Below are 13,130 nucleotides of genomic sequence, written 5' to 3' on the forward strand. Positions count from 1 at the left end.
GCTGAAGCAATAAGCCGGAAAAACATTAAAGGAAATTGTCGAATTCCGGTTTCTAAAAGGCGGGTTTATACCGCCTTTTTTATTGCACCTATCGGCATACGCCAGACAGAGCGCTTGTTTTAGATGCCTATCCCCATCCAGCAGCAAATGCTATATCATTAGCGCATTAAAAATTAAAAGCCCTAGGGCTACCTATAAAAATAATGAACCATCCAGAAGCCGCAGCCGACCGCAATCCATCCCTCATTTTCTTATTTGCCGCAACCTTGTTTACCAGTGCATCGCTGATGTTTGTGCTGCAACCGTTATTCGGGAAGATTTTGCTGCCTTTACTCGGCGGCTCGCCGGCAGTTTGGAATACCTGCATGGTGTTTTACCAGAGCATTTTGTTTCTAGGTTATCTATATGCACATTATCTTTCCACTCGCTACAGCCAACACCGCCAAATCCAGATTCATGCAGCGCTAATACTGATCAGTTTTTTGGCACTGCCTGTAGCCTTGCCGGAAAACACCGTGCCTCCGACAGACAGTAACCCGACTTTTTGGCTGCTTTGGACTCTATTTCTTGCGATCGGCTTGCCTTTTTTCGTGGTGTCCACCACCGCACCGTTGATTCAAAAATGGTTCGCCAATGTCGGCCACCATACCAGCCATGATCCTTATTATCTTTATGCAGCCAGCAACACCGGCAGTTTGATTGCATTGCTAAGCTATCCGTTCCTGCTTGAACCCAATATCGGTTTGGCTAACCAGAAAAGTTACTGGAGCATCGGCTACCTGATCCTTTGCCTGCTGATTGCCGGTTGCGCTTTTATGCTATGGAAAAACCGGCAAATTACCGAACAGCAAGAGGCCGGTCAGGATGCAACTGCCGACGAAAATAATCTCAGCCTTGCGACCCAATTGCACTGGCTTGCACTGGCCTTCGTGCCATCCAGCCTGTTACTCGGCTTGACCAACTTTATCAGCACCGATATTGCTTCGGTGCCGCTGCTGTGGATTATCCCGTTAACGCTGTATTTACTGTCGTTTATTATCGTTTTCTCTAAATGGAACGATAGCATCCATCCGTTAATGGTCAAACTGCAACCGATTTTCCTGGTGCCGTTTATTGCTTATGCATTCATAAATCCGGCGGATTTGCCTTATTGGGCTTACCTGATTTTACACCTGCTGGCTTTTTTCTTTGCGGTCATGGTCTGCCATGGAGAACTGGCCCGGTTACGTCCGCACACCCGGCATTTAACCACCTTCTACCTGATCATGTCGTTTGCAGGCATGTTGGGCGGCATGTTCAACACCTTTGTTGCACCGTTTACCTTCAATGCGGTTTACGAGTACCCGATTATGATCGTTGCCGCTTTATTGCTGCGCCCCGGCCTGAAGCCGTCATGGAATGCCGGATTATTCCTGCAAATCATAGCCCCTGCCCTACTGGTTATTGCCGGGCTTGTTCTTCATGCAAGCGTCGATGATTTACTCCAATATTTCGATGTCATTGTCATCAGCCTGATAGGTTTAACTGTGTTGACCTACTTGCTCAGGACGCGCCCAGTCGGTTTTGCTTTAATGACTGGCGCAATTATCTTCCTTGCGCTCGGCGTACATAGCCTGTCATCGCATACGCTGTATCAGGAACGCACATTCTTCGGCGTATTGGCCGTTCGCGAAGCCGTACTAACCGACGAACAAGGCAAGCCCGAAAGCTACCACGAGCTGTTCCACGGCACGACCAAACACGGCGCACAACGTCTGGCTGCAAACTTGAGCCAGATACCGCTGACCTATTACAGCCGCCCAGGACCGATGGGCCAACTGTTTAAAGAATTCGACAATACCGATCAGACCTGGAATATCGGCGTAGTCGGACTGGGCGCGGGAGCATTGGCTTGTTATGCGAAAGACCGGCAAAACTGGACGCTGTACGAAATCGATCCGCTTGTCGTAGACATTGCCGGCAATCCCAGCTATTTCAGCTATCTGAGCCAGTGCGCCCACAACGCCACGATGCGCGTCGGCGACGCCCGCTTGTCGCTGGAAAAAGAGCCGGACCAACATTTTGATTTATTGGTCATGGATGCGTTTAGTTCCGATTCGGTGCCGACTCATCTTCTGACCAAAGAAGCGCTTGAGCTTTATTTCAAAAAGCTCAAGCCGGGCGGCATCTTGGCATTTCACATGACCAACCGTCATCTGGCGCTGAAAAAAGTCTTATCGATTAATGCGGAAGCCTTGCACTTGGCCTCATTGATTCAGGAGTTCAAACCTCAGCAAGAAATTCCGCTGGTTGTTGCGACCGATTGGGTCGTTATGGCAAAACAAGCCGAAACATTGGAACCGTTACGGCTAAGCAGTCTCGGCAAATGGCAAAAAATGCCTTTATATTTCGATATGAAGCCTTGGACAGATGACTTTACTAATATTGTCAGTATCTGGAAATAAGAGAGATACAAAATTGTATGCCTGATGGGACATGTTGCCCCGCCAGAAACGTTTTGTGCTGGATAACTTTGCCCAAATGCGGCCAAAACGTTAGGAACGGGGGCAAACCCCGTTCCGCTTGAGCTGTCTAGCAATAGTTCTTCGCTGCCTAACTTACAACCCTAATCAAACTATCTTGTAAAACTCCCTATACCACTCAACAAACCTTCCAATTCCATCCTCTACCGAGGTTGCCGGCCTATACCCCAAATCAAGCTCTAAATCCGACACATCGGCATAAGTATCGGGCACATCTCCGGGCTGCATCGGTAAAAAATCCTTTACCCCCTTTTTGCCCAAACATTTTTCCAGCGTTTCGATAAACATTAACAAATCCACGGGATTGTTATTGCCGATGTTATACAAGCGGTAGGGCGCAAAGCTGGTAGCGGGATCGGGATGTTCTCCTGCCCAGCCGGCATTGACCTGAGCCGGTTGGTCAATTACCCGAATCACGCCTTCTACAACGTCATCGATATAAGTGAAGTCGCGGCGGTGATGTCCGTAATTAAACACATCGATCGGTTTGCCCTCAAGAATATTGCGGGTAAACGTGAACAACGACATATCCGGCCGTCCCCAAGGACCGTAAACGGTAAAAAAACGCAAGCCGGTAGTCGGCAAGTTATAAAGGTGGCTATAGGTATGCGCCATTAATTCATTGGCTTTTTTGCTGGCCGCATAAAGTGAAACCGGATGATCGACATTGTCATGCACGGAAAACGGCATTTTGGTGTTCCCGCCATAAACCGAACTGGACGAAGCGTACGCCAAATGCTCAACGGCATGATGCCTGCATCCTTCGAGTATATTGATGAAGCCGGCTATATTCGAGTCGATATAGGCATGAGGATTAGTAATCGAATAGCGTACGCCGGCCTGGGCGGCAAGATGCATGACTCTGTGAAACTGCTCGCGGGCGAAAAGGGCTTCCATTGCCGGCCTGTCGGCAATTTCAAGTTTGATGAATTTAAAATTATCATAGCTTCGCAGCCGCTCCAGCCGAGCCAGTTTCAAATTGACATTGTAGTAATCGTTGAGATTGTCTATGCCGACGACCTCATCTCCGCGCGCTAATAGTTTAAGGCTAAGCGCCGAACCGATAAATCCGGCCGCCCCTGTTACCAATATCTTCAAAACTCTCTCCATTTCCTGGAATACTTACTGCGGAATCTTTATCGCTGCGCTTGATCAAGCGCGCCTGAACCGAGAAAAAACATCGTAGGATAGAGAGTTCTATTTATTCAAGCAATAGCCAAGCATTAGCCGGCTCGAGATTGCCCTTGAATAGTGGCGATAATCCTCCGGCTACCGCCCTGGTTGCGATGCTCGCACAGGTATATGCCTTGCCAGATGCCCAGGTTAAGTTTGCCTTTGGTTATAGGAATAGTGCAACTAGAGCCCAGCAACGCGTTTTTTATATGGGCGGGCATATCGTCCTCGCCCTCATAGCCGTGCTTGTAATAAGGCGCGCCTTCCGGCACAAACCGGTTAAAATGGCTTTCCATGTCCATCCGCACGGTCGGATCGGCGTTCTCGTTGACCGTCAGCGACGCTGAGGTATGCTTGATAAAAAGATGCAGTAATCCACATTCTATGGCGGACAGTTCGGGAATAGCATTCAGGACTTCACCGGTGATCAGATGAAATCCCCGGCTCTTTGCCGATAATGAAAACTCTTTTTGTATCCACATTAACAAAACCTGCTGTATATCTTAAGATGCCGCGCCAAACGGCATATTGTAGAGGAAAAAGATTTATGTCTTATTTTGCAGCCCACTCTTTTGTCTCCCGGAAGATATGTCTTCCGGGAGACAAAAATAAGCGTAACTCCAACGCCCGAAGTTAATGGTTCAATGACCTTGCCAAACGATGCAACGCTTCGCTGCCGTGATTGAATAACGGCCACCCGTCACCTGTTAGGACGGCCTTAATATCGGGCACATCGGCAATGCGTTTGACCGATTGAATGGCCTTGCGTTTATCTGCCAGCTTTTCGTCCGGTAACATACATAACTCCCCGGCGATATGGCAACGAATTAAATCGCCGGTTATCAACGTGCTGTGCTCCAAAAATAGCGCCAATTCTCCCGGCGTTTTAGAACCGTTCAACTGATAGGCAATCAAACCGGGAACAATCTCTTCATGATCATGAATCCAGCGCGCGCACTCCAGCGGAAATGTCTCCTCCTCGGCCGCCGGACCGTAGATCGCAGCGCCGGTAACTTCGGCTATATGCTCCGCATCGCGGCAATGATCGCTATTGGTAATGACGATAAAATTGACTCCACCCAAACTTTGCAAATGGCTGTGATCATGCTCGGACATCGGCAAAGGATCGATGACGACATTACCGCCGTCGCGCACCCACAACACGCTATGAAAATCCAGGTTTCGCTCCGGATTGAATTGCGACCAGCCAAACAGATCCTTTCTGTGTAATTGTTTCATTGCTCTAACCCTCTGCATTAATGGTTTACACCCGGCCTTACGATTCTACCGATTGATTAACCAATCTCCGGTACCATAGATTGTGTCCATTATTCGAAAATATCAAGCTAAAAGACACAACAAACAAAAATATCCGCTCAAATTGCAATACTCGTAGTCTTACTTAGGTTTTTTTGTATAATCGAATTCATTTCAAGATTATTATTCAATAATGCAGACACCTTTTAAGACTATCGGCATCATAGGTAAACCCAGCGATCCCAGTATCGCCGCGTCTTTAGCTGCACTGAACGCATTTTTAAAGCAACATCAATACCGTGTTATTGTCGCTAAAGACAGCGCGCCTTTTATTGACGATCCTTCTGTCAACTCCTACGCGATAGATACAATGGCCCGGCATTGCGACTTGGTTATCGCCGTCGGCGGGGACGGGACTTTTCTTGCCGCAGCCCGCGCTATCGTTGAATACGATATTCCGCTGATCGGCATCAACCTGGGTAGGCTGGGTTTTCTGGTGGATATATCTCCCAACGAGCTGTCCGATAAATTGCTGCCGATTCTCCAAGGCCGTTACACCGAGGAAAAACGCTATTTATTGCGCACCAAGATTATCCGCGAAGGAGAAATTATTCACGAAGAAACAGCCGTTAATGAAGTGGTCGTGCATCGCTGGGTAACGCCCAGCATGATTGAGATCATTACCAAAATCGACAATGTATTCTTAAATTCGCAACGCTCAGACGGCATGATAATCTCCACGCCGACAGGTTCGACCGCTTATGCCCTGTCCGCCGGCGGACCTATTTTGCACCCGGCGTTAAACGCGCTGGTATTAGTGCCGCTCAATCCCCATACCCTATCGAACCGGCCTATCGTGGTCAACGATTCGGTTGAAATCGAAATAAGCTTTTGCCAGACCAAACAAATCAATGCCTTGGTGACTTGCGACCACATCGAAATTCCGAAAGTATTAATCAGCGACAAAATTTTAATCAAAAAGGAACCTAAACCGATTAGAATTTTGCACCCCGAAGACCATGATTTCTTTTATATACTCAGGCATAAATTAAACTGGAGCAGTGGTTACCACAATGCTACTAAACCTTAATATCATCGACCTTGCCGTCGTCAAAACGCTGGATCTGGACCTGGAAAAAGGCATGTCGGTGCTGACCGGCGAAACCGGCGCCGGCAAGTCCATTTTATTGACGGCTTTGGGATTGGCACTGGGAGACCGGGCCGATTCCGGCTATGTGCGCCCCAATTGCAAACGGGCCGAAATCAACCTGGAATTCGATTTAGCCGATGCGCCGCAAGCGCAACAATGGTTAAAAGACAACGAACTGGATGCCGAACAGCAATGCCTGATCCGGCGCATCGTCAATCAGGACGGCCGCTCCAAAGCCTATATCAACAATCGCCCGGTTACCTTGCAGGCCTTGCAGGAGCTCAGCGAAAAGCTGGTCGAAATTCACGGTCAACATGCGCACTTGACGCTGCTGAATGCCGATGAGCAGCGCCGTCTGCTGGATTCGTTCGCTAAAACCCAGCCGCTACTGGACCACGTCAACGCCTGTTACCGGGAATGGCAGCAAACCAGCAAAGAGTTGGCAAACTTGATCAAAGCCGGCGTTGACCAAACCGAACGCGAAGAATTGCTGCGTTATCAGCTTGAAGAACTGCAACAACTGGACCTTAGCAATTTCAGCTATGCCGAACTTTCGGAAGAACACAGCAAACTAGCCAATTTGGGAGAGATATTAAGCAGCGGCCAGGCCCAGGTCGACCTGCTGTACGAAAGCGATCAACAATCGGTCAACCAAATGCTGAACCATTGCCTGGCCGAGTTAAATCACCTTGCCCAGTTTGCGCCCGAACTAAACGAAATCTGCACCATGCTTTCCGAAGCGCAGATTCAGGTTGAAGAAGCATCGCTGCAATTACGCCGCTTTCTTGAGTCGCAAGAGGCCGATCCGCAACGCCTGGAAACGCTGGAAAACCAGATCGGCATTATTCAAAGCCTGAGCCGCAAGCATCACGTCACGCCGGACGAATTGCCGGAGCTGGTCGGCAAATTTGAGAGCGAGCTCGACTCACTAACCCACAGCAGCGAACGTATCGAAGCGTTAACCGCAAGCGCCGAACAATTGCTCGCCCAATACCGGCAACTGGCAGCGGAACTGACCAAACAGCGCATACTGAGCGGCAAGAAACTGCAACAGCAAATCTCTGCAATGATCAAAGAACTGGGCATGCCGCAAGGCGAATTCCTGGTCGATATAAGCGCACTGGACAGCGCTACGCCCAAGCTGAACGGCAAAGATAAAATCGAATTCCTGGTCAGCGCCAATCCCGGCCTGCCCGCTAAACCGCTGGCTAAAGTGGCTTCCGGCGGTGAATTGTCACGCATCAGCCTGGCGATTCAAGTCACCACTTCCAGTGATAAAACCACCCCGACCATGATTTTTGATGAGGTAGACTCAGGCATAGGTGGAGGCATTGCCGAAATCGTCGGACAAAAACTGCGCAGCTTAAGCCATAACCGGCAAGTCATGTGCGTCACTCACCTTCCACAAGTCGCTGCACAAGCGCATCACCATCTGTACGTTGAAAAAAACAACCGAAGCGATATTACTTCTTCCAATGTCCGCTTACTGGAAACGGAAGAGCGTGTTGAAGAAATTGCCAGAATGCTCGGCGGTGTAAATATCACTGCCAACACCTTGGCGCACGCTAAAGAAATGTTGTTTCAATCTAATTCCGGCTTATAACCGGAAAATACAATTATACGGAACCAAATACCATGAATAGATTTCCAGCAGAATGGGAAAAACAATCCGCAGTATTAATCGCATGGCCTCATCTTACCGGCGACTTCCGCAACCTTGACGCCGTAGAACAATCCTACAGCATTATTGCCGAGACTATCAGTCAATACCAAAAACTGCTTATCGTTTGCAGAGACGACAGCCACCAACAGCATATCCAATCCTTAATAAACAAGACCGACGGTATCGACTTCATCCATGCGCCGGTCAACGACATCTGGGTCAGGGATACTGTGTTCCTGAGCGTCGAAAAAGACGGCGCCGTCATGCATATGAATTTTCTTTTCAATGGCTGGGGCGAGAAATATTCGCACCAAAACGACAACGCGCTGAACCACAAACTGTTGAATGCCAGACCTTTCAAAGGCGCCAGTCATACCGATGTCGATTTTATATTGGAAGGCGGCAGCGTCGAAAGCGACGGCATCGATACCATCCTGACGACAAAACAATGCCTGTTAAACCCGAATAGAAACAAAGGCCTGAGCCAACAGGATATTGAACAGCAATTACTGAAGCATTTGGGGGCAAAACGAGTATTCTGGCTGGATCAGGAAAACCTGAGCGGCGACGATACCGATGCCCATATCGATACCCTGGCGCGCTTTTGCTCTGCCAATACCATCGCTTACACCAGCTGCGACGATAGCGAAGACCCGCATTACAACAGTTTGAAGTTCATGGAATCGCAATTACAAGGACTGAGAACCCAGGATGGCGACGTCTATCATTTAGTTCCGTTACCGTTGCCGCAACCGATCCATGATGAAGACGGGCAACAATTGCCGGCAAATTATTCGAACTTTTTAATCATCAATCGCGCCGTGCTGGTGCCGACTTATAGCGATCCGATGGATGCAGTCGCGCTGGAGCGCTTGGCCGGCTGCTTCCCTGACCGCAAAATTATCGGTGTTCCCTGTCGCCCCTTGGTGCATCAGTACGGCAGCTTGCATTGCATGACGATGCAGTTTCCTGAAGGCGCGCTGAGAGCTAACGGTTAGTATTGCAACTTTATCGGACTGCGGTGTCAGGCTACCCGGCCTGACACCGCAGTCCTGTAGAACGTTTTCCAATACTCATGCTCCGCTGGGCTTTGCGTTATATGCCCGATATAGGCATATTGATAGCGGCTAGTATCTCAACGATTGTTGAATAGCAAGATTACGCGGGGATCTCGCAAATAGGGGTCAAGTTAAGACGTTGGGCCCGGCGCGCGAATTTACGGTCATCAAAGGTTAAAAATACACTGCAAGCCGCAGAAGCGGACAGATGCAAAGCATCTGGAAACTCAAGGCCGGCACGACACCATGCAACGGCTGTTCGTAGCGAAAGTTCATCCTCGATGACAATATTCGGCAAGCCTTGCAGATGTTCGAAAACGGACATGACTTGTTCAGGCGGAAAGCGGAATTTGTCAGCCTGAGTCAAAACCCAGAAAAACTCAAGCAAAACCGTTTTCGTCACAAGCAGCTCGGGCTCATCCATGAAAACTCGCAAGGCAAGAGGCGATTGCAGCGAATCGTCTTGCGCATAATAGCGCACCAGGATATTGGTATCGATCGACTTCACAACGATTGCGCCGCACCTTTGGCTATGGCGTCGTCCATTTCTTCCAAGGTAACTGTCGGCCCGGTATAGCCCAATATTTGAGGACCTTCTTCAACCCGTGAGATCTTGCTTGGTTTTTTTACCGGGCGTATGACAATCGCGTCGCCTTGGCGCTCAAAAGCCAGTTCTGCGCCGGGTTTTAAGCCCAATGCATGAATGAGATTATCGGGTATATGGACATCGCCGTTAATGGATAAAGTAGGCATGGGATCTTCTCGCAAATATTTATATACGATTACATTATCGGGCTTATCAGGGCGGTTGTGTATGTAAATTTCTTGATATAGTACAGATTGCAGCTTTGTTTTAAACTCTAAAATACGAATTAAGAGCTAAATCCAATAATGATAAATCAGGTACTTAGCCCCAAGTAATGACAAAAATTAAAAATGTCTTGTTTGTAACGCCTTGAAATTATATGTCAGGACATTTTTAGCTCTTAATTCACATTAAAGACTCACATTAAATACTGGCTGAAAATTCATGCGGATTCAACTCAGCTAATTGCGACCTGCCCCTTTGCCGCAGCTCTTTTACCGGATTAAGCACATAGCTTTCGTAATCTGCGTGGTCAAGATTACTTGAATCCATGACATTTCTAACGCTCTTTTACAAAAATTTGCGTTGGAAAGTCTTTGCCATTCCTAATATTAAGTTTAATAAGTAATTGCATCATTTTTTCTACCTGTTGCTTAGAATCTGATAAATTATCATCAAACCAAGGTGCGTTATCGCCGATTGCCCAATAACCAACGCCTTGATCCAATCGAATATGAGTTGTTTTCCCTGACCGCCATGTCAATTCCATTACACGGCCATGTGGAGTATCGCTTGCCGCATTAACAACACAATTTTCATCCATAGCCTTAAAATAGGTTGTGATAACATCCAAGCGTATGTTGTCATCCGTCCAGTCTGCCAATAAACCGCGTTTCTGATTATTGCTTTCCCGCTTAACAAAGGTATTAATAACAATTTTTGGCTTAGTCCAATTACTTTTCATAAGCCGTTTTAAACCATCAATAAGCTCTGCAATCAACATAACCGACCACGGAGAAAATAAATAGCGATCTGAATAATGTAAGCTACTAAGTTCATCCGAAAGTACATGTTGTTGCAATAATGGATGACACCCAAGCACATGTTGCCAGAATTGCTCAGCAAATTGAGTTAATGGGCCGTTGCATTCAGAAAGCATTTCAATTTCTATATCACCATTGCCTGTATTCGGTTTCAAGGCCTCTTCATTCAGATACTCTAATATCGGCATAAGCGGGTAATTGTCCGCAGAGATCAAAACACTATCCGGTAGAGTCAGCCAATTTTGCGTGGGTATTGCAGTTTGTTTAAGCGAGTGCGCGAAAGTCTTGATTGCGGTGTCTGACAAAGTTTGTGCAACAATACAAGCCGAATCTTTGAGCATCACCTTGCCATCATCGATTATAGCGATGGTTATCCCTAATCGGTGCAAAACCCGCAGCTCTTCTTTGGCGGCCTCTGAAAGCGGCTGTAATGAAGCGTTAACAAATAAAACTACCTTTGCATAAAGTTGTTTCCAGCGATAGCACCGTTCAAGCAATTGACTTTCATTTATTTCCCAGTCGGATTGCTGACCTTGTAAAAACACATGCAGTTCAGTTGCGCCGTGGTTCGCAGCATCGCGGATTTCAATAAACAGCGTTTCAGGGCAATAACGAGATGCTCCTCCTAATAGTTTTAATTCCTCCGGCAAAGCCAGCAGACGGATAAATTCTTCATTCAAATAACTTGCCGCTAAAAGCCTATCCAGATAATCAATATGGAAGCGAGTATCAAAACCCAACAAACAGTTCTGGCACACGCCTTGACAATTACACTTAAGGTATTCCTTGGCTTTAACAAATAATTCGTCAAAATAGCGGTACGCAGATGAAGCAAAGCCAGCACCGCCACTGCTTTTATCATATAAAACAATGGCTGCTACGGGATGGCTGCATCCAGTCAACTTAGTCGGCTTCACGGTATAGCCCATTTCATCGACATTGATACCCAAAATGTCGGCGAGGGCTTGTCTGAGTACCACTGATAACGTCCAGGCGATTTTTTTGCTATCTTCATTTCTATAATCAAGAAACGTCTGTTCGTTGCTGTTTTTCAGATACAGTTCAAAAACATCGGTATGGTCAACATAGCCTAAATGCAAATTGGTTTTAATGGCGAATTCACTGTCGTTACCGCTGCACCAAGCATCTGTTTCACCTTCCGGCCTGCCTCTTAATTTTCTATGCGGCTTTAAGAAAACTTCAGGAAGTTTATTTTCGGCGGTCATGGAATCGGCACGACCGCAATGCCAGCAGAGTGCGTAACCGTGCTCATGTTCGCCGGAACTGTGATAAAAAATATCACCCCGACTACCGGCGCGAAACTGTCCTAATTGCGGATTAGACAAAGGACGTAGCCTATCTCTAGCAGTAACCCAGGGGTCTTTAACTGGCACATAATGCTGTGCTGAAACATCCGTATGGGGACTGCTATAAAAGTCAACGGCAAATCCTGCCGGTTCTATAAATTCGCGCTTATGCTCAGGATTAAGCAGCCCACCGCAGTCGTTGCAAACGCTACTAGAAACGCTACTTAAAGCATTGTCAATTGCGCCACAATGATCGCAACGCCACGCCGTTATTAGTTTCTGTGTTTCGTTGGAGCAGCTTTCAGGACTGTGCCAGCTTAAACTCAGGCCCGCTGAACGGTACGCCAGACCATTTAGGACAATATCGCAGCCGGGCGCATATTCTCTAATAGCAATGGACAAATCACGGGTCGGTTTTTCCCGGATACGGCTAAGATTATCTTCCCGTTTGTCATCTTTTTTGTGATTTCTACGTTGATAATCGTGAACGCTATAAGGATCGAAGTAGGCAATCCCCGTTGGAAATCCATAACAAGGTAAAAAGCCGCGAGTTGCCAATTCAGCCAATAGATATTCCCCTTTTAGGCGTTCCAGATCTTTTTCTATCCGCTTTTTATAAGGATTATTCTCGCCAATGTTTGAATTTAATGCGTTAAATTCAGCTTGCAAAGGCTGATATTCTGACAACCATTTATTCTTAATACTGCTAATGATCAAAATAGCTTGATGCGTAAGGTTGGTTGATGATGTGCCTGCCAGAATCGTTTTGTATATTAATGCCTTTAAGCCTCTCTCAAGATTTTCCGGTATTCCAGTTAAATCGCACTCTTCCAGCCAGACACAAAAACGCTCAAGTTGTGACTTGCCGTCTTCGTCTTGGCAAAAAAACCAGCCGCAATCCAATTTAGTGTTTTGCTGTTGAGCTACATCAATAACCTGTTTTAGAAAGTAAGAAAAAAGCAACGAATTAACATGTCGCTGCACAATCTTGGAGCTGTTTAAGGTAATGTAAGGCGCTTTAATATAGGTGGTAAACGGCCATAACGGACGATTAAAAACCGTGCGCTCATGCGGATTTTCCTTACATAAGGTAAATGCCAACGAGCGGGTTTCCTGACGCCGACCGGCACGGCCTGCCCGTTGTAAATAATTGGCGGGATGAGGGGGAACATTATTCATGGCAATATCCACCAAAGTTGTTATAGGTGTATTCTGTTTGTAATCGCCTTTTCTTTTGTTGAGTGGAGGTACAATCCGCTTGCCCCCAATAACGGTAACTTGTGATGTGTCAACACTTTCCCGGACACACGGTTAAGCGGCTTTTTGCTGCAATTCGTAGTCTACGGGCGACAAATAGCCATTGGCGGAATG

10 protein-coding genes are annotated in these 13,130 nt (G+C 47.2%); 4 read left to right on the forward strand and 6 right to left on the reverse strand.

Annotation, left to right across the window (positions count from 1 at the left end; translation table 11 throughout):
- The first annotated feature begins 203 nt into the window (after positions 1–203).
- Positions 204–2,444 (forward strand): fused MFS/spermidine synthase, encoded by a 2,241-nt coding sequence (locus EKO24_RS00140; protein WP_127029639.1) that lies wholly within the window; start codon positions 204–206, stop codon positions 2,442–2,444.
- 165 nt (positions 2,445–2,609) lie between these two features.
- Here the strand turns inward: EKO24_RS00140 and EKO24_RS00145 are convergent, their stop codons facing one another.
- From EKO24_RS00145 to EKO24_RS00155, 3 genes are all read right to left on the reverse strand, one after another.
- The gene (locus EKO24_RS00145) at positions 2,610–3,620 is read right to left on the reverse strand and encodes an NAD-dependent epimerase (RefSeq protein ID WP_127029638.1); all 1,011 of its coding nucleotides are present in this window, start codon (positions 3,618–3,620) and stop codon (positions 2,610–2,612) included.
- A 125-nt stretch (positions 3,621–3,745) separates the two neighbouring features.
- Positions 3,746–4,177, reverse strand: a complete 432-nt coding sequence (locus EKO24_RS00150; RefSeq protein ID WP_127029637.1) for a secondary thiamine-phosphate synthase enzyme YjbQ — start codon at positions 4,175–4,177, stop codon at positions 3,746–3,748.
- A 151-nt stretch (positions 4,178–4,328) separates the two neighbouring features.
- Complete coding sequence (locus EKO24_RS00155) at positions 4,329–4,934, reverse strand: MBL fold metallo-hydrolase (RefSeq protein WP_127029636.1); 606 nt, start codon at positions 4,932–4,934, stop codon at positions 4,329–4,331.
- A gap of 211 nt (positions 4,935–5,145) precedes the next feature.
- On the opposite strand from EKO24_RS00155, the gene EKO24_RS00160 reads away from it, so the two are divergent.
- From EKO24_RS00160 to EKO24_RS00170, 3 genes are read left to right on the forward strand one after another with little or no spacing between them, the layout of a single operon-like run.
- The gene (locus EKO24_RS00160) at positions 5,146–6,042 is read left to right on the forward strand and encodes an NAD(+) kinase (protein ID WP_127029635.1); all 897 of its coding nucleotides are present in this window, start codon (positions 5,146–5,148) and stop codon (positions 6,040–6,042) included.
- On the forward strand, positions 6,026–7,705 hold the full coding sequence (gene recN / locus EKO24_RS00165; RefSeq protein WP_127029634.1) for a DNA repair protein RecN: 1,680 nt from the start codon (positions 6,026–6,028) through the stop codon (positions 7,703–7,705). Before EKO24_RS00160 ends, recN begins: the two co-directional genes overlap by 17 nt.
- 32 nt (positions 7,706–7,737) lie before the next feature.
- Positions 7,738–8,763 carry an agmatine deiminase family protein gene (locus EKO24_RS00170; protein ID WP_127029633.1) on the forward strand — a complete coding sequence of 342 codons (1,026 nt, stop codon included), beginning with the start codon at positions 7,738–7,740 and terminating at the stop codon, positions 8,761–8,763.
- Positions 8,764–8,923: 160 nt separating this feature from the next.
- Here the strand turns inward: EKO24_RS00170 and EKO24_RS00175 are convergent, their stop codons facing one another.
- The 3 genes from EKO24_RS00175 to EKO24_RS00185 form a co-directional block, all read right to left on the reverse strand.
- Positions 8,924–9,331: a type II toxin-antitoxin system VapC family toxin gene (locus EKO24_RS00175; RefSeq protein ID WP_161990532.1), complete on the reverse strand. Its 408-nt coding sequence runs from the start codon at positions 9,329–9,331 to the stop codon at positions 8,924–8,926.
- The gene (locus tag EKO24_RS00180) at positions 9,328–9,576 is read right to left on the reverse strand and encodes an AbrB/MazE/SpoVT family DNA-binding domain-containing protein (RefSeq protein WP_127029631.1); all 249 of its coding nucleotides are present in this window, start codon (positions 9,574–9,576) and stop codon (positions 9,328–9,330) included. The genes EKO24_RS00175 and EKO24_RS00180 overlap by 4 nt, the downstream gene beginning before the upstream one ends.
- A 392-nt stretch (positions 9,577–9,968) precedes the next feature.
- On the reverse strand, positions 9,969–12,938 hold the full coding sequence (locus EKO24_RS00185; protein ID WP_127029630.1) for a DUF1998 domain-containing protein: 2,970 nt from the start codon (positions 12,936–12,938) through the stop codon (positions 9,969–9,971).
- Positions 12,939–13,130: the final 192 nt, after the last annotated feature.

Source organism: Candidatus Methylobacter oryzae (assembly GCF_003994235.2).
Lineage (GTDB): Bacteria > Pseudomonadota > Gammaproteobacteria > Methylococcales > Methylomonadaceae > Methylobacter_A > Methylobacter_A oryzae.

Bases quoted from the DNA above. Each gene is read 5' to 3' on its own strand.
- EKO24_RS00140 (WP_127029639.1), top strand. From the start codon at position 204: ATGAACCATCCAGAAGCCGCAGCCGACCGCAATCCATCCCTCATTTTC.
- EKO24_RS00150 (WP_127029637.1), bottom strand. From the start codon at position 4,177: ATGTGGATACAAAAAGAGTTTTCATTATCGGCAAAGAGCCGGGGATTT.
- EKO24_RS00155 (WP_127029636.1), bottom strand. From the start codon at position 4,934: ATGAAACAATTACACAGAAAGGATCTGTTTGGCTGGTCGCAATTCAAT.
- EKO24_RS00160 (WP_127029635.1), top strand. From the start codon at position 5,146: ATGCAGACACCTTTTAAGACTATCGGCATCATAGGTAAACCCAGCGAT.
- recN (WP_127029634.1), top strand. From the start codon at position 6,026: ATGCTACTAAACCTTAATATCATCGACCTTGCCGTCGTCAAAACGCTG.
- EKO24_RS00170 (WP_127029633.1), top strand. From the start codon at position 7,738: ATGAATAGATTTCCAGCAGAATGGGAAAAACAATCCGCAGTATTAATC.
- EKO24_RS00180 (WP_127029631.1), bottom strand. From the start codon at position 9,576: ATGCCTACTTTATCCATTAACGGCGATGTCCATATACCCGATAATCTC.
- EKO24_RS00185 (WP_127029630.1), bottom strand. From the start codon at position 12,938: ATGAATAATGTTCCCCCTCATCCCGCCAATTATTTACAACGGGCAGGC.